The following is a 21,209-nucleotide window of genomic DNA, read 5'->3' as shown; positions in this document are numbered from 1 at the left end:
TTGTTGCGCCCGATCCTTTTTCATTCAAGCCTGAAGGAGGATCTTCATATGACCGCATTTTTGAAAAATCTGATTAGAAACCGAGTCATGCTGTTCATGGTGCTGCCAGGCGCCATCTGGTTCTTCTTCTTTTCCTACTTGCCATTGGTTGGTACAGTAGCAGCATTCAAACAATATCGTTTCAGCCGCGAAGGCTTCTGGGCCAGTCTGATGAAGAGCGAATGGGTGGGTTGGGATAACTTTAAATTCCTGTTCAGCACTAACGATGCTTGGCTCATTACTCGAAACACGCTTTTTTATAACCTTGCCATTATTATTCTGGGGCTGGTATTCGCTGTAGGTTTAGCAATTCTGCTCTCGGAGCTGGTCAATAAACGATTAGCCAAATTGTATCAAACAGGTATGTTCCTGCCGTATTTCCTATCCTGGGTTATTGTCGGTTATTTCGCGTTCAGCTTCCTGAGCATGGACCGGGGGATGTTGAACCAGATTATTGGGTGGTTCGGTGTGGAACCGATTCAGTGGTATTCGGAAGCGAAGTATTGGCCGTATATCCTGGTGTTTGTAGCTTTGTGGAAAACGATCGGGTACAACAGCATTGTCTATCTCGCTTCCATTCTGGGGATTGATCGGTCGCTGTATGAGGCAGCGATGATCGATGGCGCCAATAAATGGCAGCAGATCCGCAACATTACGATTCCTTTGCTCTCACCTATCATTATTATTATGACGTTGCTGGCTGTGGGTCGCATCTTCTATGCCGACTTTGGTCTCTTCTATCAGGTTCCAAGGGATTCGGGTACGTTGTATGCCGTTACCAATGTTATTGATACCTATGTGTATCGTGGCTTGAAAACAAGTGGTGAGATTGGCATGAGTACCGCTGCCGGATTGTATCAATCCGTTGTAGGCTTCGTGCTTGTTATCATTTCCAACTATGTTGTACGCAAAATCGATAAAGATAGCAGCCTATTCTAGGACAAGGGAAAGGAGTGAACCACTGTGGCTCAAATCGTAAAAAAACGCGACTTCCATCATGTATCCAATGGTTGGAACGTCATTATGAATATTTTGGCCGGACTATTCGCTTTAATCTGTGTATTTCCTTTCGTGTTTGTAGTTATCATCTCGTTCACGGACGAGAAAGCACTGGCCCGTGACGGGTATCGACTGATTCCGAAGGAATGGAGTCTCGCAGCCTATCAGTTTGTGTGGCAGAGTGGAGACACGCTGCTGCGTGCTTATGGGGTAACCATTCTGGTGACGGTGCTGGGTACCATCATAAGTCTGATTCTAATGTCGCTGTATGCTTATGCAATTTCCCGCAAGAGTTTCCGTTATCGGAGATTTTTCTCCATATTTGCCATTCTGACCATGTTGTTCAACGGCGGGATGATTCCGACCTATATGGTCGTATCCCAACTTCTTCATTTAAAAGATAGCATATGGGCACTGGTTCTGCCGCTTGCAATGAATGCCTTCTATATCATGATCCTGCGTACGTTCTATTCAACCAGTGTGCCGGATGCAGTCATTGAATCCGCGAAAATTGATGGAGCCGGAGAATTCTATACGTTTATGAAAATTGTCATTCCATTATCACTGCCAGGGCTGGCGACAATCGGATTGTTCAGTACGCTCGGTTACTGGAACGATTGGTTCAATGCACTGTTATATATCGATAATCCCAACCTCGTACCGCTGCAATCAATGCTGATGCGGATCGAGTCCAGCATCCAGTTCATCCAGCAGAACTCGGCGAACAGCTCGATGAGTCTGGCGGCGATGCAATCCATCCCGCAGGATACTTCACGGATGGCCATGGTGGTTCTCGCTACATTGCCGATTATTTTCGCTTATCCGTTCTTCCAGCGTTACTTTGTACAGGGTCTGACGGTCGGAGCTGTCAAAGAGTAACCGAATCACTTCTATAGGGTGGAGGTATCGAAGGATGATGATATATAAGGACAAAAGTAAATCCGTGGAAGAGCGAGTAGAACATCTGCTGGGCTTAATGACGACGGAGGAAAAGGCGGGTCAACTCATCCAGCCTTTTGGTTGGCAGACATATACCAATAATCAAGGGAACATTACGCTGAATGAATCCTTTAAGCAGCAGGTGGAAAACGGGGGCGTAGGCTCCCTGTACGGTGCACTTCGTGCAGATCCATGGACGGGTGTTACGCTTGAAAATGGACTGTCTGCCAGAGAAGGGGCAGAAGCAGTAAACCTTATTCAGCGCCATGCTGTAGAGCACTCCAGACTGGGGATTCCCATTCTGATCGGAGAGGAATGCTCTCACGGACATATGGCGATTGACGGTACGGTCTATCCAGTTCCCCTGCTCTTAGGAAGTACTTGGAACGTGGATCTGTACCGTGACATGTGCCGGGCGGTCGCTCGCGAGACGCGTGCTCAAGGCGGTGCAGTAACGTATTCTCCGGTGCTGGATGTTGTACGTGATCCACGCTGGGGGCGTACCGAGGAATGCTTTGGTGAAGACCCGTATCTCATTGGTGAGCTAGCTGTTGCTTCCGTGCAAGGACTTCAGGGCGAGCGTTTGGACCAAGAGGATGCGGTAGCGGCTACACTGAAACACTTTGTCGGTTATGGCAGCTCGGAAGGTGGACGCAATGCGGGACCGGTGCATATGGGCTGGCGTGAGCTGCTGGAAGTAGATCTGTATCCGTTCCGCAAAGCTGTTGAAGCAGGCGCTCAATCCATTATGCCGGCTTATAACGAAATCGACGGTATCCCGTGTACGGTTAATACGGAACTGCTGGATGACGTTCTGCGAAAAGACTGGGGCTTTGACGGTCTGGTGATTACGGACTGCGGAGCCATCAACATGCTCGCAAGTGGGCATGATGTGGCGGCAGATGGATTGGAAGCATCCGTACAGGCCATTCAGGCTGGTATTGATATGGAAATGTCCGGTGAGATGTTTGGACAATATCTGGTGCAAGCGATCTCGGAAGGCAAACTTGAAATGCATGTACTGGATCAAGCTGTCCGCCGTGTGCTGGCACTGAAATTCAAGCTGGGATTATTTGAGCAGCCTTATGTGGATGCCGATCGAGCGGCAGAAGTCATTGGCAGTGAAGAGCATATTCAACTGGCACGCCAATTGGCTGCAGAAGGTGTGGTATTGCTCAAAAATGAAGCTGCAACGTTACCTCTGTCGACGGCAACAGCGGGCCGAATTGCTGTCATTGGTCCTAATGCAGACCAAGCCTACAACCAGTTGGGCGATTATACTTCCCCCCAACCGAAGTCCAAAGTGGCTACGGTGCTGGATGGCATCCGCAGTAAGCTTGCTGTAAGTGAGAGTGGGCACGAAGGAGATGGCTCAGCTGGACATTCGAATAGTGAAAATCAGGTTTTCTATGCACCGGGATGTCGCATCAAGGGTGATTCGAGAGAAGGGTTCGAGCACGCAATAGAAACTGCACGTCAGGCCGATACGGTCATCATGGTCGTTGGCGGCTCGAGTGCCCGTGATTTTGGTGAAGGAACGATCGATCTGAAGACAGGTGCTTCCAATGTGTCCGATAACTCATGGAATGACATGGAGTGTGGAGAAGGCATTGACCGCATGACACTTGGACTCGCCGGAGTCCAGCTGGAGCTGATTCAGGAGATCCACAAGCTTGGCAAAACACTTGTCATTGTTTATATCAACGGTCGCCCGATCACCGAGCCATGGGTGGATGAACATGCCGATGCCATTCTGGAAGCATGGTACCCAGGTCAAGAGGGTGGGCATGCCATTGCGGACATTTTGTTCGGCGAAGTGAATCCGTCCGGTAAACTGACGGTATCCATTCCGAAGCATGTGGGTCAATTACCGATTTACTATAATGGCAAACGTTCACGCGGCAAGCGTTATTTGGAAGAGGATCTGGAGCCTTGTTATCCATTCGGATATGGGCTTAGCTATACTACTTTTGATTACAGTGAGCCGAAGCTAAGTACAGAATCGATGACGGCCAACGAGACAGTCACCGTATCAGTGGAAGTCACCAATACAGGGTCTTGCAGAGGTGCAGAAGTCATTCAGATGTATGTATCCGACGTGGTTAGCCGGGTGGCACGTCCAGCTAAAGAGCTGAAGGGGTTTGAAAAAGTGAATTTGGAACCTGGAGAGACGAAGACGGTAGCCTTCCATATTGGAGCGGAGCAGCTGCAATATATCGGTCGTGATCTCACGCCTGTCGTTGAACCAGGACAATTCCATATTCATATCGGAAGACATGTGAAAGATACGCAGTTCGCCGAGCTGACGGTAGAGGAGGCGTAAGGAATTGGAACGCATCAGACGATTTATTCGCGAGTTGTCCGAACGTCAGTGGTTGGAGCAAATGGAGCTGCGCAGATGGGACATCACCCGCGCTTATTATAAAGTGCCAGGACAATATGAAGATCAGAAGGCTTATCCAGAAGGCGAGGGGTTGAATCGTTTCCCGAGTGATCAGGGAACGACCTATTTCTTCCGGACACGGTTGGATGTACCTGCCTCCTGGCAGAAAGAACCTTACGGACTTGTATTTGAATCCGGTGGGGAAGGCTTGCTTCGGGTGAATGGACATTCCTATCAGGGGCTGGATCGTAATCATACGTATGTAACACTCGACCCTTCCCGAGTAGGGGCTCAGCCTGAACTTGAGATTGAGTTATTCGATCCGGTACCCGAGCCTGTAGATCCACTGAACCAACAAGCGGTTATTCAGCCGCCGATTACATCAATTAGCAGTTTGTTGGTGCGACCGAATGAACCTGTCCGCAGCCTGATGTACACGGTCACGATTGTGCGTGATTCCGCAGTGCTGCTGCCGGAAAGTGATTTTCGCCGTGTGCGACTGTTGGAAGCGATCTATCGGGCGATGGATCAATTCGTAGGTCTGACAGAAGACGCTGTCAAGCAGGGGAATGGCATCCACAGTATCGAAGAAGGATTGATCCATGAAGTGCGAGAGATTGGTGGAAACGCCGAAGGCTTGGAGCATATGGTGGGGCAATCGCACATTGACATTGCCTGGCTGTGGCCTGTACGTGAGACGGTGCGCAAGACCAGTCGTACATTCTCCACGGTGGATGCACTCATGAATGAATACCCGGAGTATGTTTATTCCCAGAGCCAGCCTTTGTTGTACGCTTTTCTGAAGGAACATGATCCCGAGCTATATGAACGGGTGAAGAAGCGCATTGCCGAAGGACGCTGGGAACTGGTTGGCGGGATGTGGGTTGAGCCGGATCTGAACATTCCGAGTGGGGAATCCCTGATTCGTCAGATGTTATATGGTCAACGCTTCTATATGGAGGAGTTCGGCAAAACATCACAGATTGAATGGCTGCCAGATACATTTGGTTATTGTGCTTCCCTGCCTCAGATTTTGAAGCATGGCAATGTGGAGTACTTCATGACGACCAAGCTCGGATGGAATGATACGAACGTATTTCCATATGACCTTTTCCACTGGGTAGGTATTGATGGCACGTCCATCCTGTCTTATCTCAATCATGGTGTTAACGAGCATACGCTGCCGAAGGACATTCATGATCATTGGCAGTCTTACCGCGAGAAGGCGGCGCATCCTGAGCATATGCTTCTGTACGGGCATGGCGATGGTGGCGGCGGCGTGACGCGAGAGATGTTGGAGTACGTGGATCGTTCTGAGTTGATGGTGGGCCAACCGAAGAATGGTTATAGTACCGCCGGTGCCTTTTTTGACGGAATCGAGAAGGCGCAGCCTGATCTTCCGAAGTGGCATGGCGACTTGTATTTGGAGCTTCACCGGGGTACCTATACGACCCATGGTCGCAATAAGCGCAACAACCGGAAGGCTGAGGTGCTTTATCGCGAAGCGGAGCTCTGGAACACACTTGCCTTACCGGATATGGAGCCGCAGCAGGATGCTGAAGTGCGTTTGGCGTTGCATGATGGATGGAAGCTGATTTTACTGAATCAATTCCATGATATTATCCCTGGTTCGGCCATAACGGAATCCTATGTAACGTCGGATGAGGAGTATATTCGGGTATTCGAATTGGGTAGAGCAGGACTGAATCAAGGTGTTGCTGCATTAACGAGGGGGATTAACACGCAGGGGCCAGAGGGTTCTGTTCCTTATGTTGTGTTCAACAGCCTTGGTTGGAATCGAAGTGAAGTCGTTCAACTTCAAATGCAAGATGGATTGGATCGTTACGTTATAGATGAAGAAGGTCAGCGTTTGCGCATGGATCAGGAAGATGGCCAAATTTCGGTTCTGGTGACGGATATTCCAGCGTTTGGTCATAAGACGATTTGGCTCGTACCGGAAAATGCAAGGGAAACGAATGTACGGGAAATGGCGAGCATTGCCGGGCAAAAGAACTTTACAGATACATGGGAAACCGCGTATTACCATGTTCAGTTCAGCGAGCGTGGCGAGATATCCCGCTTGTGGGACAAGACAGCAGAACGCGAGATTCTGAAGCCAGGTGAGCGCGGCAATCAATTTCACTTTTTCCATGACCGTCCGACGCTCTGGGATGCCTGGGATATCGACAGTCGTTATGAGGCTCAGATTGCTGGAGAAGTGGAACTCTTGGAGAAAAAACTGGTTCTGGCAGGTACTACGAAGGATGTACTTCGTTTTCAGTGGAAGCTTCACCAGTCTGTGATAACACAGGATATGGTGTTCTATCATGACAATCGACGGATCGATTTCAAGACCCATGTAAGCTGGAATGAAGATCATAAATTGCTCAAAGTGGGCTTCCCAATCGATGTAGTGAGTTCCAAAGCGACCTATGAAATTCCATTCGGTGCATTGGAGCGTCCAACTCATCGTAACACGAGTTGGGAGCAAGCTCAGTATGAAGTGTGCGGACACCGCTTCGCAGATGTCGCCGAGCACGGATATGGCGTCAGTCTGCTCAATGATTGCAAATATGGATACGACGTACAGGGAAGCACGATTCGCCTTTCCTTGTTGCGTGCACCGAGATGGCCTGACCGGACTGCGGATATTGGAGAACATGACTTCACCTATTCCCTGTATCCACATGAAGGCGACTGGAGAAGTGCACATACGGTACGTCAGGCAGCCGAATTAAACCATGAAGTGCCTGTGCATCAGGTGGACCAGAACGCAGGCGTACGCCCGGCAACTGGATCATGGATTGAATTCGATAGCAACCATGTCATCTTGGATACGGTCAAACCGGCAGAGGCAGGAAACGGTACAGTACTCCGTTTCTATGAGTCTTCGGGCACACGTGAACGAGTGACGCTGCAATGGCCGCATGCATTTGAGCAAGCTTATCTCTCCAATGCTTTGGAAGAAGCAGGCGAGCCTTTGGATACCACCAATGGTCAGATTACATTATCTTTTAAACCTTACGAAATAAAAACCGTGCTATTACGGTAAACCTTTTTGAAATATATTGAGCTATGTAAGATGAACTAAAACATGTACACGACAACGGAGAGTGCAGAACCAGATGGAGAAACGAAGTGTTCGCCTAAAAGCTTTCTGAAAGAAAGCTACATCGGAAGCATACGCTATCCCCGGATTTTCCCATTGGAGAAGGGAATCAAAAAAATCTGGGGATAACAGCGATCGGAAGATGGTACTGCAATCGTAGTGTCCAGTGTACAGTTAATGAGTTTATCTTGCTACGGCTACACCATTCAATTTGTTTAAGGAGTGCACTCATTCATGGAACAATTCAGACTACCCAAAATACCGATGCCACCTGTTGCATTGCCACAAGCTGTACAGGCTGTAATGAAAGAAGCAGAGCAGAAGCTGTCACATCGACCGAAGCTGCTTCAACTATTTAAGAACTGTTTCCCGAATACGATTGAAACAACAACTAAATTAATGGACGACGGCACAACATTTGTCATCACTGGCGATATTCCAGCTTCATGGCTAAGGGATTCTGTGGAGCAAGTGGTGCATTACATTCCATTTGCCAAGGAAGATCAAGACCTGCAACGCATTATTGGTGGTCTGATTAAGCGCCACATCCAGTACGTTCATATTGATCCGTATGCCAACGCCTTCAACGAGACAGCCAATGATTGGCACTGGAACACCACCGACGTGACCGAGATGTCACCTTGGGTGTGGGAGCGCAAATTCGAGATTGATTCCTTGTGCTTTGTTGTGCGTCTCGCTTATTTATATTGGAAAGAAACCGAACTGACCGATATTTTCGATTCCAGCTTCAAAGCCGCCATGCGCAAAATCGTGGATTTGTTCCGGGTGGAGCAGCATCACATGGAGAAGTCACCATACAGCTTTACCCGCAATAACGGCATTGCTACGGATTCAATTCGCAATAACGGACGAGGTATGCCCGTCAATTACACAGGCATGATCTGGTCCGGTTTCCGTTCCAGTGATGATGCGTGTGATTTCCACTACAACATTCCAGGCAATATGTTTGCCGTGGTTGCCCTGCGTCAGATGCAGGAGTTCGCGGAGTGGGTATTCCGGGATATGGAGTTCCTACAGGAGCTTAAGGATCTGGAAGCCGAAGTAGATCATGGTATTCAGCTGTACGGTATTTACCGTCATCCCGAGTTTGGCCCGATCTATGCCTATGAGACGGATGGTTTCGGCAACTACTGCCTGATGGATGATGCGGGTACACCGGGACTGATGTCCATTCCTTATCTTGGCTACGTCACAGCGGATGATCCGATCTATCAGAATACGAGACGTTTTGCGCTCAGCAAAGAGAATCCGTTCTATTATGAAGGCAAAGTTGCCAAAGGAATCGGCAGCCCGCATACACCGCCGGATTACATCTGGCATATGGGTCTGTCCATGCAAGGATTGACGGCCCAGTCTGCTGAAGAGAAGCTCGAAATCATTCGGATGCTGGAAGCAACGGATGCGGATACAGGATATATGCATGAAGGTTTCCATGCCGATGATCCGACGATTTTTACGAGAAAATGGTTTGCTTGGTCCAACAGCCTGTTCTCCCAGTTGGTCTATAAATCCATGAAGGATGGTTTGCTATGAGTAGCGCACAGGTGAAGAGAACCAAGTTGATTATTTTCTCTGATCCAACGTTTCCAGTGGAGGGTACTTTGCCAACGCAAGGTGCTCTTGATTCATGGAAAGCATCGGAAGAGATCATCGTTGTGGGCGCGGATGAATTGGCTTCGGCTTTGAGCACAGCGGCAGGTGAAGGGTGTTTCGTGAACCTGCATGCGCCTTATTTTCCTAAATCCGCTTGGACCGAAATCGCAGCTTTTCTTCATCAGGGGGGAAGTCTGATCAGCATTGGTGGCGCACCATTCAAACGTCCTGTTCGTCAGGAGAATGGGGCATGGATTTCCGAGTCGGAACAAACGGCGTATCACCAGGAACTTTACATTCATGAGGCGTTAAAGGTATCCGCAGCCAAAGTGGATTCACTAACTTCCTCAGAAGATATTCCACTCCTTGCAGGCAAAGAGAGACTGTTCGAGAATGCGGATACGTGGAATCTGGTACCTCATACAACCAAAACAAGCGATTTGCCACATCAGATGGGTTCCTCAGGTCCGATGAGCACGCAGATTTCTCCGCTGCTCCGCGGCCGCAGCAAGGATGGTCGCAACATCGCTGCCCCAATCGTATTATGGGAAAACTCCCGCAGTACGTTTGCCGGTTCGCGCTGGCTGTTTGTGCATCTGCCTTTGACGGCTACCTTCTGGGATCAGAACGGAGCAGCCGAAATCGTGAACTGGGCGCAGTATTGCGCCAAAGGTGTGACCGAGCTATCTCTGAAGCCGAACTATGCTTCGTATGAATTGGGTGAACGAGCTTCACTGATCCTCCAAACTCAAATTCTACAGCGTGCGGGAAGCAGACGAAGTGAGCCGGAGCTGTGGACGTTTGATTTAACCGTTGAACGGGAAGATCGCACAAACAGCACGGTAGAGAAGGTATGGAATCATCAACTGGAGCTGGAACTTTCCGGCGAACAGCGTTTTGAACGCATTCTTCTTCCGGTTTCAATCGAGAGCGGGCTGTACCGAATCGTGGGTCGTGTTCAGGCACCGGATGGCGAAGTTCGCATACTGCGGCAAGGCTTCTGGGGTCAGGACGCAGCTTTGTTGGCAGAAGGGGAAGTCATTACACGCAGCAGAGATTATTTTATCAAAGACGGTCGTCCATTGCCTGTGGTTGGTATGACCTACATGACCTCTGATGTGGCACGGAAATTCCTGTTCCTTCCTAATGCGGATGTATGGGATCGGGATATGGCACAGATGGCGAAGGCCGGCATTAACTGGATTCGGACCGGAATCTGGACTGCCTATCGCAACATGATGCAGGTGGATGGTCATATGTCTGAGGATGTACTGCGTGCTATTGATGCGTTCCTGTTAACGGCAAAACGGCACGGCCTTCAAGTGACGTTCACCTTTTTCTCCTTTACACCCGAGACGTGGGAAGGAACAAATCCATATTTGGACCCGCAGAGCGTAGATGCACAGAAACGCTTCATTCGCAGCATTGTTAGTCGTCACAGACATTCCACACATGTGGACTGGGACTTGATTAATGAACCGTCGATGTTTGATCCTGTGCGCATATTCTCCGATGGGCCACGTTCGGCAAGAGATTCGTATGAGCAGCAGGCGTTTATCGAGTGGCTTCAGCAGCGGCATCAGACGATTGAAGCGTTGCAGGAGGCATGGAACATGTCACCTAAACAGCTCCCTGACTTCACCGCAGCAGTCATTCCTGAACCGGAAGAGATCAATTTCGATGTACAGGACATGCACAAGGCTAAAAAAGGAACACGCTGGCTTGATTACTGTCTCTTCTCGATGGAGATGCATAATGTTTGGGCGAGAGAGCTTGTAGGCACGATCAAGGATCTTGTTCCCCATCATTTGGTTACCGTAGGGCAGGATGAAGCTCTCGGAGCACAGCGCCCTTCACCGTTCTTCTACGAGCGTGAAGTGGATTATACAACCGTGCATTCCTGGTGGCTCAACGATGACCTGATCTGGGATGGCATTTTCGCCAAAACACCACATAAACCCAATCTCATTCAGGAGACAGGCATCATGTATGTGGAAACCCCGGATGGCCGGGCCAAACGTACAGAGGAAGAGCTTCACAGCATTCTGGAGCGCAAATACGCCTATGCCTTTTCAACAGGCGGTGCAGGAGCAGTGCAATGGATCTGGAATACGAACTTCTATATGGATAATGCCAATGAATCTCATATTGGAGCGCTGAGAGCGGATGGTACGGAAAAACCTGAAGCTGATGTGTCTTACGATTTTGGCCGATTCATGGAGCAGATTCGGGACTTGTTTACCGATCGCGAGCTGGAGGAGATTGCGGTGGTCTTCCCGTATTCCAACGATTTCTCGAACCGTTCCCTGGCCTACGATGCAACCACAAAATTGACTCGTGTAATGGCTTATGAGCTGAAGCAGCCATTCCGGGCTGTATCCGAGTATCATCTGGAAGCATTGAAGCAGCAACCTCCGAAGCTGATCATGGTTCCGAGTCCGCACAACATGGACAGCGATGCCTTAAGCGAGCTATTGAACTTCGCGGAGAATGAAGGAGCTACGCTGCTTATTACGGGCCCGCTCGGGTTGGATGCTTATTGGAAAACAAGTGATCGGGCAGATCATCTTGTCGGTCAACGCAGTCTGGGCAACGTACAGCGAGAAGAAATGCTGAATATTAACGGGGTGAATCACCGCGTCACGTATGGTCGTCGCCGGATTGCCGAGGTGGCGAAGGAAACGTTACTTCATGCGGAGAATCATACACCTGATGAATTAGCAGTACTGCCATTAGGCAAAGGCAAGTTGATCTGGAGCCCACTGCCGCTGGAGCTGAACGGCCGGGATGAGCCGCTGGCTGACCTGTATCGATATGCGTCAGAAGTGGCTGGTATTGAAAATGAACTGGAATGGATATCTGGCGGTGATCTGGCAGGGATTTATGGCCGGAAGCTGAGCTTCCCGAAAGGCAATCTGTACGTATTTGTATCGGAGTTCGCTTTGAATCATGAGGTGAAAGTCAGAGATACACGTACGGGAGTCATATATACGTTCCTGTTGGAGAAAAATCGCTCGGTGCTGTTTGCCACAGATGCTGCCGGACAGCTGCAAGCCGTATATCGTCCGGATGAAGTAGAGATTGTACAACAAGAGGTAGAGGGGGAATAATACAATGACCAAACCAACAAGCAAATCGAAAAAAGCGCATATTATCTCTCACACGCACTGGGATCGGGAATGGTATTTGCCGTATGAGAAGCATCATATGCGATTAGTGCAACTGGTGGATGCCTTGCTGGATCAGCTCGATCAGGGGCCGGATTTTAAAAGCTTTTACCTGGACGGCCAGACGATCATCATCGATGACTATCTTCAGGTTAGACCTGAGCAGAAGGAACGGCTGGAGAAGCATATTCGTGATGGCCGGATTGTCATTGGGCCTTGGTATATTTTGCAGGATGCCTTCCTGACCAGTGGTGAAGCAAACGTTCGTAATATGCAGGTTGGACATCGGGATGCCAAACGTTACGGAACACCTTCAAAGATCGGATACTTCCCAGATACGTTCGGACTTGTAGGACAGACACCGCAGCTTATGCTGCAATCGGGCATTGATAATGTCTTTTTTGGGCGAGGCGTGAAGCCAACGGGCTTCAACAACATGGTGTCTGACGATGGATACGAATCCAGTTTCTCAGAGCTAATGTGGGAAGGTCCGGATGGATCTAAAGTGCTCGGTGTTTTATTTGCCAACTGGTACTCTAACGGGAATGAGGTTCCGGTGGACGAAGCTTCAGCTCGGAAGTTCTGGGAAACCAAGCTGGCTGACGCGGAGAAATATGCTTCGACCAATGAATTGCTGTACATGAATGGATGTGATCACCAGCCGATCCAGAAGGATCTGCCTGAAGCCATCCGTATGGCTGAACAATTGTATCCCGATATCGAGTTTGTTCACTCCAACTTCCCGGATTATCTGTCAGCGTTGAAAGCATCTGCGGTTCAGGAGTTGTCTGTTGTAAAAGGAGAGCTGCGCAGCCAGCGTACTGATGGCTGGGGCACTCTGGTGAACACGGCTTCCGCACGCGTTTATCTGAAACAGATGAACCAACTGGGCCAAGCCATGTTGGAAAAAGTGGCTGAGCCACTGGCTTCGTTCGCGCATCTGCTGGGTCATTCATATCCGCATGATCAGTTTACCTATGCCTGGAAAACGTTGATGCAGAATCATCCGCATGACAGCATCTGTGGCTGTAGCGTAGACGAGGTACATCGCGAGATGGTCACACGGTTTGATAAGAGCCGTCATGTCGCTGAGGCCCTTATTGAGGATAGCACCAGCCAAATCGCTGCAGCTGTGGATACTTCAACCTTTGAACGATATGGTGATGAAGCCCGGCCTGTGGTTGTGTTTAACACTTCGGGATGGGAGCGCAGCGGTGTGGTTCAGATTGAACTGGATGCGGCCCGTCTGTACTTCCGCGACGGTTTCTCATTGGAAGATATGGCAGCCAAAATGAACGCCATCGACCTGTCAGGTCGTATATTGGTGGATGAAGAAGGAAAACCAGTTCCGTGTACGGTAGAGGATCTGGGTCTGCAATTCGGCTATGATCTGCCGGATGATCGATTCCGTCAGCCATATAGCTGCCGTCGGGTCAGTATTACATTTGAAGCAGAGAACGTGCCTGCACTTGGCCTGAAGACGTATGCTTTGGTTCGCATGGACAGCAATGCTGCGAATTCAGATACACTGCTGCGTGGTCAACGTGGCATGGAAAATGAATATTTTATCGTAAATATTGCAGACAATGGATCTTTTGCACTTACGGATAAACGGACAGGCCGAACGTATAAAGATCTTGGCGTGTATGAAAATGTCGGTGATATCGGCAATGAGTACATGTTCAAGCAACCGGAGAACGAAGTAGCACTGACTACGAAGGATCTTCGGGCAGAAATTCGAGTTATCGAAGATGCGCCTTACAGAGCTTCGTACGAAATTGTTCATCATTGGGAGATTCCTGAATCCGCCGACGAAACGCTTGATCGTGAGCAGCGGGAACTTATCTATTATCCGCATCGTAAAGCTCAACGTTCTAAACAAATGGTTACGCTCAAGATCCGAACCATTGTGTCGTTAAGCCGCAGTGGAAAAGGCATCAAGCTCGAAACAACCTTCAACAATCAGGCGAAGGATCATCGGGTGCGGGCACTCTTCCCGACGGATCTGACAGCTGCTGTTCATCACGTTGACTCGATGTTCGAAATTGCTACTCGCGATAATACGCCTGCACCGGAATGGCAAAATCCGAGCAACACCCAACATCAGCAAAGTTTTGTTGATGTGAGCGAGGATCAGGCTGGGTTGGTTGTAGCCAATCTCGGTCTGAATGAATATGAGGTTCTTGAGGATGGACGGAATACGATTGCGGTGACATTGCTTCGTGCCGTGGGAGAGCTTGGAGACTGGGGATTGTTCCCGACACCGGAAGCTCAGTGTCTCGGCGAGCACTCCTTCCAACTGGAGATTATCCCTCATGACGGGAACGGAGCAACATCCGGAGCGTACATTGAAGCTTATCAGTTCCAGATTCCATGGACTGTGGCTCAGACGAACGTACACCCGGGATTCCTAACGCCAAGCAACACACCTTTTGAGTGGCAAGGGGACGGTCTTGCGTTTTCTTCACTGAAGGTGAACGAAGATTCGGGTGATCTGATGTTGCGTTGGTATAATATGGGGTCGAATACGACTGAGTTGAAGTTTGCTGCTTCTGAGTCCATCCCGCAAGCATTGGAAGATGCATATCAGAGCAACATTCTGGAAGAAGAGACAGGTAAACTGAATGCTTCGATGATAAATGGATCTTCCACTGCCTTAATCAGCAAAGAATGGGCTCTTCAAGCGGGACCTTGTGAGATTGTTACGGTGGGGTTACGTCGTTAATATTCCAAGCGTGATCGGATATATTTTTTGTGTAATGTCTAACCGAAGTTCTGCGCACTGTCATGGAATGGATAATGCTTTTTCCAGCTGAAAATGTTGAGTTATTCCTCAAGTTTATATAGAATGAACAGTAGAATTACAAGCGATCGAAGGTTACCCTGCCATCATGATGGTCATCGTAAAATTCAATTGTTCATTCTATATTGAAACTATTAAGGGGGCTTGAAGCCATGGAATCCTTGGGAGGACTGCTTCAGCAGCTGAATCCTTCCTTTCGTGAACAGTCGCGGCGGATTGCGGCGGAATTGATGGAAGATCCGTACGTACGCGAATTCCGCGCAGGTCATCCTGAACTGAAAGATGCACAGCTTATTACCGATCTGAGCAAGCTGTATCAGTATGCCAAAGATTCGAAGAACTGTGCGAACTGTCCGGGGCTCGACAACTGTCCTAACGATTTCCAGGGTCACTTTTGCAAACTGGAAGTAGAGCATTTTAACGGTAAACCCGAAATTATAGATAAAAAAGCACCTTGTTCCAAACATATCGCCCGGCAGAATGAGCATGTTATCAAGCAAAGAATCCGCAGCTTCTATGTGGACGAGCGTGCGCTCAATGCAGGATATAACGATGTGGAAATTATGGGCAAGGATCGGATGCGTGCTCCGGCGGTGAACCAGGTTCTGCGTTATATTAACGACACCAAGGAGAATGGATTGTCTCCGCAAGGACTGTTTTTGGAAGGATCATTTGGAACGGGCAAGACGTTTCTGATGTGTTATCTGCTGCATGAACTCGCGGTTGTGGGCCACACAGGTGTTATTATCTATATGCCTGATTTTGTGGAGGATCTGAAATCCATGATTAGTGAAGGAAACAAGCTGAAGGAAACGACGGATATTCTGAAAAGCTGTGATCTACTCATCTTTGATGACATTGGGGCAGAGAATCTGAACCCATGGGTTCGGGATCATGTGATGGGTTCCATTCTGAATTACCGTATGAATCGCAAACCTACATTCTACACGTCTAATTACAACTTGGATGGGCTGGAGAAACATCTTAGCTTCACCAGCAGGGACGGCGAGGAAATGAACAAAGGCCAGCGTTTGATGGACCGGATTCGTCCGTTTGTTGATGTCATCTCGGTTCGAGGTGAGAATCAACGGGGTAAACGTTAATTTCTATTTATGTTACCGATCTGATCTATTTTTTACTCATATAGTCCCAAAAAAAGCCTGGCTTTCGCATTGTCGCGAAAACCGGGCTTTTCTGGCCTGCGTGCAGCCTGAAGATCCTATTCGGTGATAAATTTGAAAATCACCATTCCGAAAAAGATAACCGTCATCAGGCCGGCCATGCCAGCAACACCCGCAATCAGATCAAACAGATCGTTACGGGGTTCCTCGTTCACATGTTCACGCGGGTCGTTGATCCGCACATTTGCATCCATGGTATTGCCTCCTTATGGGGATAACAGCTTGCCCTTACAGGGAACTGAAGCCCGGAGTAATTTTAGTATACTTGGAAAAGAAAGCGTTTGTAAAGATTTTGAAGTGAACCGCTAGTTCCCCAATTGTGAAGATTTGATGTTAGGAAGATGAACATTGATGCGTTCATTTCACAACATTAGAGTTGCTGTGTTATACTGGAAGTGTCGTTCGCGACGTTACAGGTTAAAATAAACCGTAAGTATATATAAGGAGGACAATTTCATGGCTATTGTTAACGTATCCGATCAATCCTTCAACGCTGAAGTCGAAGGCGAAGGAACGGTTCTTGTTGATTTCTGGGCGCCTTGGTGTGGTCCTTGTAAAATGCTCGCTCCAATCTTGGAAGAGCTGTCCACCGAAGTTGGCGATGCAGTGAAAATTGCTAAAGTCAATGTGGACGAAAACCCGGAATCCGCTTCCCGCTTCGGCGTAATGAGCATTCCAACATTGATCTTCTTCAAAGATGGTCAACCGGTTGATAAAGTGGTTGGTCTGAACTCAAAAGATGCTCTCAAAGGAATTATCGAAAAACACCAATAATTAACCAAGATTTCACATACGCCTCCGGTTATGCGCCGGGGGCGTTTTGCGTCGAATACTTTCATATAGGACAATATAAGATATACTATTTATTATAAGGTGAAACTGAAATTTACATGAACAACGAAGAGGGCAGAAATGACTTGTAGAAACGAAGTGGTCGCCTAAAAGCTTTCTGAAAGAAAGCTACTTCGGAAGCATGCCCTATCCCCGGATTTATACGTTATAAGAAAAGAATCAAAGAAATCTGGGGATAACAGCGATCGAAAGGTCATTCTATCATCGGAGTGCCTCATGTAAGGTGAAGCTATCAGCTTTCTCAGTAATCGGGAAGGAGGACCCACCGAATTATGGATGAATTCATTACAAACGTGCAGGAGCAGGAGAAGGCACTAGAGCAGATTCGCCACAAGCTGGCTTTGCTGCCTGACATGTCCGGCTGTTACCTGATGAAAAATAGTGAAGGTACTATTATCTATGTAGGTAAAGCCAAAGTGCTGAAGAATCGCGTAAGATCATATTTTATCGGCAGTCATAATGGGAAGACACAGCGCCTGGTGTCCGAAATCCGTGATTTCGAATATATCGTTACCGGCAGCAATATGGAAGCACTCATTCTGGAGTGTAACCTGATCAAGAAACATATGCCGCGGTATAACGTGTTGCTCAAGGATGATAAGACGTTTCCTTACCTTAAAATTACGAATGAAAAACATCCCCGACTCGAAGTGACCCGGCGGGTGCTCAAAGATAAAGCCAAATACTTCGGACCTTATCCGAATTCATATGCGGCACACCAAACGAAAAAACTGCTTGACCGGATGTATCCGTTACGCAAATGCGGCGTAATGCCGAAGGAAGTATGCCTGTATTATCATATGGGACAGTGCCTCGCTCCCTGTGTGCAAGAAGTGGGCAAGGAGCAGTATGATGAGATCTCCCAGGAGATCAGTTCATTTTTGAGTGGCGGGCATGAGGAGATCAAAAAGGATTTACAGCGCAAAATGCAGGAAGCGGCTGAGGATCTATATTTTGAACGTGCCAAGGAACTTCGGGATCAGGTCATTGCCATTGATGCGATGATGGAAAAACAGAAAATTACGATGGCGGATGCCAGAGACCGCGATGTGTTTGGTTTTGCCATTGATAAAGGCTGGATGTGTGTCCAGATTCTATATATGCGTCAGGGGAAAATGATTGAACGACACGTGTCGACGTTCCCGTTTTACGGTGAGGCATACAGTGACTTTATGTCTTACGTGACCCAGTATTACAGTGATAATCCAGCGTTGCCACAGGAGATTTTACTGCCGGAAATGCCAAAAGATATGGCAACTGATGACGGTGGTGCGGATGATATATCCGATGGTGATGGAGCGGTACCTGCGGCGGTGACAGCCGAGTCAGAAGAGACAACGCGATTGGCGCAAGATTCTGTGGTTGAGCTACGTGTTGCCGAGGCCCGTGCATCTTATGGTGATAGCCAACCCGAAGCAGAAGCGGAAGAAGCTACGATGGTTATCCTGGAAGACGCTGTTGCTCAGGAAGATGTATCGGCTGATAAACAGCCCCCAGGTCTTGAAGATCCTTCTCAAGTCGCAGCAGCATTGCAGGAATGGCTGGAAATCAAAGTCCACATTCCGCAGCGTGGATTGAAACGCCAGATGATCACCATGGCCGTGGATAACGCACGTGTGGCACTGGAAGAGAAGTTTCGCCTAATTGAGCGGAATGAAGAACGGACATCGAAAGCTGCTGAAGGACTGGGACGTTTTATTGGACTGGAACAGCTTCACCGTATTGAAGCGTTTGATAACTCGAACATCCAGGGTACGAACCCGGTATCTGCTATGATTGTATTTACTGATGGTAAACCGGATAAGAAAGAATACCGCAAATACAAAGTACGCTCGGTTGAAGGACCGGATGATTATGAAACGATGCGAGAAGTCATCCGTCGCCGTTACGAACGGGTATTGAAGGAAAACTTAACCCAGCCTGACCTGATCGTGGTCGATGGCGGTAAAGGACAGATCTCGGCTGCGGTCGATATTTTGGAGAATGAATTGGGACTGTTTATTCCGGTATGTGGCCTGGTGAAGGATGCGAAGCACAAGACCTCACAATTGATGATCGGCAACCCGCCGGAAGTCATCTCCTTGCCGCGTGACAGTCAGGAGTTCTACCTGTTGCAGCGGATTCAGGAAGAGGTCCACCGTTTTGCGATTTCGTTCCACCGCGAGCAGCGTGGGAAATCGATGGTGACTTCCCGTCTGGACGCCATTCCGGGGATCGGAGAAAAGCGGCGTAAGCTGCTGCTGAAGCATTTTGGCTCTTTACGAAAAATAAAAGAGGCCAGCGTCGAAGACTTCCGGCCTCTATCTATTGGTGACAAGCTTGCGAATCAGATTATTGCAGCACTTCGTGATGAGGAGTCGTGACATACGGCTTCTCTTTTTGTTTTGGATTCATCTTATAGATGACATAACCAACGATGGCCGGAAGCACAATCCAGAAGAGTCCTGCGGAAATGTTCAGTGCATCACCCATGAAGATCAGGCTTAACCCCATCAACAGGCTGTCAAAGATAACATGCGCGAATACAACGGCGATGAAGCCGTGGCGCAGCATGATCAGACTGAACAAAAGTCCGATGACAGTAAGCTCTATTGGACGTGTGATCACCGGATAGATCGGGTACAGGGTGTGTCCCAGAGCCCAGATCAATGTTGGGATAAGGCAGGCGATGAACGTATTTCGTACCACCTTCTGCATCATGCGAATCCCGAACAGGCGATAGACCGTTTCCTCACCGATCCCGGCCATCCAAGCCATAATCGGGAAGATCCAGGCATAACTCATGTTGTATGTGGACTGGTCAGCCGATGTTGTTGACCAGCTTCCAATACTGCGCTCCAGAATAAAGAACAGTACGGATTGCACACCCAGTAGAATCAACGCCCATAAGTAGCCTGTATACATACTGTGCAGTACATATTTGCCGTATCCGGGTTCTTTGGCCCGAGGCCAAGGATTCAGACCGATTTTGCGCCACATGCCGTCACCGGCAACGAGCGACAGATAGATGGTTGCACTCATAACCAGCGTTATCCCAGCTTGCATCACCATCAGGAAGGTCAGCATAAAATTAGATAGCCCCTGCGCCTGAAAGAGCGGGATCATGTTCAGTGTGCCAATCACGGAAGCCGCAAAGTATACCAAGGACAGAACGATTCCGCGTTTGAACGACGTGTTTGCCCTCGTCAGAATACTGTAGATGATCGCGAGCACGCCAAGCACAAAGGTCAGGAAAGCATAACCGCCGTAAGTCATCCAGTTGGCTTGCCGAGTCTGATTTTCTACATAGTCAGTATGGGAGTCAGGGACTGAGAAGACCGATTCGAAGGAGCGAACGGCTCCGTTTTCAAACGTAAAATTCAGTTCCAGCTTGGAATCTCCAATTTGCTTTTCATTATCTGTGTATTGCAGCCCCGCTTCTTCTTCACGGGTGTCCAGTTGAAGTTTCGGTACAGTATACCCGAATTCGCCAAGGACGCTAGCGGCAAGCTGCTCTTTTTCATTTAGAGAAAGGTTATCTTCAGCTAAACGTTGGGCAGCATTCACTTTGCTTTTGTCCTGCTCAGCCTCAATGGATGCATACAGGGAAGAAGGCAGTTCGCGCTTGAAACCGACAACTTTTCCTGTTCTCATATGTACGTCAACATTCAAATAACCGCCTTTGTCCTGATCGGGCAAACGAACGCGGTACACATCGTAAGGATAGGTTGTTTCCCATTTCTTGTTATAGGTTTCTAACTGTTTGGTTTTGGCCATATACCCATAAATATCGGAATGGGTTTGGTACGTCACCAGCTCGTTTCCGGTATCCGTCGGAAGGGTATAATCAGGTAGAGAAGCTGCAAAAGATCGTGCCGACTCCGCCGCTTTCTCCTTGCTTATGAAGGAAGTAGACTGGATATCAGTCGTTTGCGATGAGGTGGCAGGAAAGATTTGAAAAACGAAAAACAGAATCAGACCAATCGCCGCAAGCAACCCTAAACGCTTGAAGTTAGCTTTGAGTACCAAAGGCTGCCCTAAGGGATTCATTTAATATTGTTCCTCCTTTATTAATGTGGATATTAAAGTAAAGATAGCACAGCCCAAGCCCCGAATGCCAATGGCGAAACGAGAAGTGGTGCAA

12 protein-coding genes are annotated in these 21,209 nt (G+C 48.6%); 10 read left to right on the top strand and 2 right to left on the bottom strand.

The genetic code is table 11. The features are described from left to right. Window positions 1-48 precede the first annotated feature (48 nt). The 8 genes from A6049_RS18525 (at window position 49) to dnaI (ending at window position 16,156) form a co-directional block, all read left to right on the top strand. Entirely contained in the window at window positions 49-978 is a 930-nt protein-coding gene (locus A6049_RS18525) for an ABC transporter permease (protein ID WP_063566098.1), read from the top strand. Window positions 979-1,062: 84 nt separating this feature from the next. Continuing rightward, window positions 1,063-1,917, top strand: a complete 855-nt coding sequence (locus A6049_RS18520; RefSeq protein WP_205525065.1) for a carbohydrate ABC transporter permease — start codon at window positions 1,063-1,065, stop codon at window positions 1,915-1,917. Between the two features lie 34 nt (window positions 1,918-1,951). Next, window positions 1,952-4,300: a glycoside hydrolase family 3 N-terminal domain-containing protein gene (locus A6049_RS18515; protein WP_205412029.1), complete on the top strand. Its 2,349-nt coding sequence runs from the start codon at window positions 1,952-1,954 to the stop codon at window positions 4,298-4,300. Between the two features lie 4 nt (window positions 4,301-4,304). After that, window positions 4,305-7,412 (top strand): alpha-mannosidase, encoded by a 3,108-nt coding sequence (locus tag A6049_RS18510; RefSeq protein WP_063566096.1) that lies wholly within the window; start codon window positions 4,305-4,307, stop codon window positions 7,410-7,412. A 291-nt stretch (window positions 7,413-7,703) separates the two neighbouring features. Next, on the top strand, window positions 7,704-9,023 hold the full coding sequence (locus A6049_RS18505; RefSeq protein WP_063566095.1) for a glycoside hydrolase family 125 protein: 1,320 nt from the start codon (window positions 7,704-7,706) through the stop codon (window positions 9,021-9,023). Further along, the gene (locus A6049_RS18500) at window positions 9,020-12,193 is read left to right on the top strand and encodes a beta-galactosidase (protein ID WP_063566094.1); all 3,174 of its coding nucleotides are present in this window, start codon (window positions 9,020-9,022) and stop codon (window positions 12,191-12,193) included. Before A6049_RS18505 ends, A6049_RS18500 begins: the two co-directional genes overlap by 4 nt. Window positions 12,194-12,197: 4 nt before the next feature. After that, window positions 12,198-14,975 (top strand): alpha-mannosidase, encoded by a 2,778-nt coding sequence (locus A6049_RS18495; protein WP_063566093.1) that lies wholly within the window; start codon window positions 12,198-12,200, stop codon window positions 14,973-14,975. A 230-nt stretch (window positions 14,976-15,205) separates the two neighbouring features. Then, a complete protein-coding gene (gene dnaI, locus A6049_RS18490; RefSeq protein WP_053783224.1) occupies window positions 15,206-16,156 on the top strand; it encodes a primosomal protein DnaI in 951 nt (316 codons plus the stop codon). Window positions 16,157-16,272: 116 nt separating this feature from the next. Here the strand turns inward: dnaI and A6049_RS32655 are convergent, their stop codons facing one another. Further along, complete coding sequence (locus tag A6049_RS32655; RefSeq protein ID WP_090810527.1) at window positions 16,273-16,428, bottom strand: YqzM family protein; 156 nt, start codon at window positions 16,426-16,428, stop codon at window positions 16,273-16,275. A 262-nt stretch (window positions 16,429-16,690) separates the two neighbouring features. On the opposite strand from A6049_RS32655, the gene trxA reads away from it, so the two are divergent. Both trxA and uvrC read left to right on the top strand, forming a co-directional pair. Beyond that, window positions 16,691-17,008 (top strand): thioredoxin, encoded by a 318-nt coding sequence (trxA, locus tag A6049_RS18485; protein ID WP_036605788.1) that lies wholly within the window; start codon window positions 16,691-16,693, stop codon window positions 17,006-17,008. A 350-nt stretch (window positions 17,009-17,358) separates the two neighbouring features. Continuing rightward, complete coding sequence (gene uvrC, locus A6049_RS18480) at window positions 17,359-19,449, top strand: excinuclease ABC subunit UvrC (protein ID WP_063566092.1); 2,091 nt, start codon at window positions 17,359-17,361, stop codon at window positions 19,447-19,449. Here the strand turns inward: uvrC and A6049_RS18475 are convergent. Beyond that, complete coding sequence (locus A6049_RS18475; RefSeq protein ID WP_063566091.1) at window positions 19,418-21,115, bottom strand: CPBP family intramembrane glutamic endopeptidase; 1,698 nt, start codon at window positions 21,113-21,115, stop codon at window positions 19,418-19,420. The genes uvrC and A6049_RS18475 overlap by 32 nt on opposite strands. Between the last annotated feature and the right edge of the window lie 94 nt (window positions 21,116-21,209).

The sequence above is a fragment of the Paenibacillus sp. O199 genome, assembly GCF_001636635.1.
Taxonomy (GTDB): domain Bacteria; phylum Bacillota; class Bacilli; order Paenibacillales; family Paenibacillaceae; genus Paenibacillus; species Paenibacillus marchantiae.
Note: the sequence above shows the minus strand (reverse complement) of the source record. Positions and strands in the feature narration are given on the sequence as shown.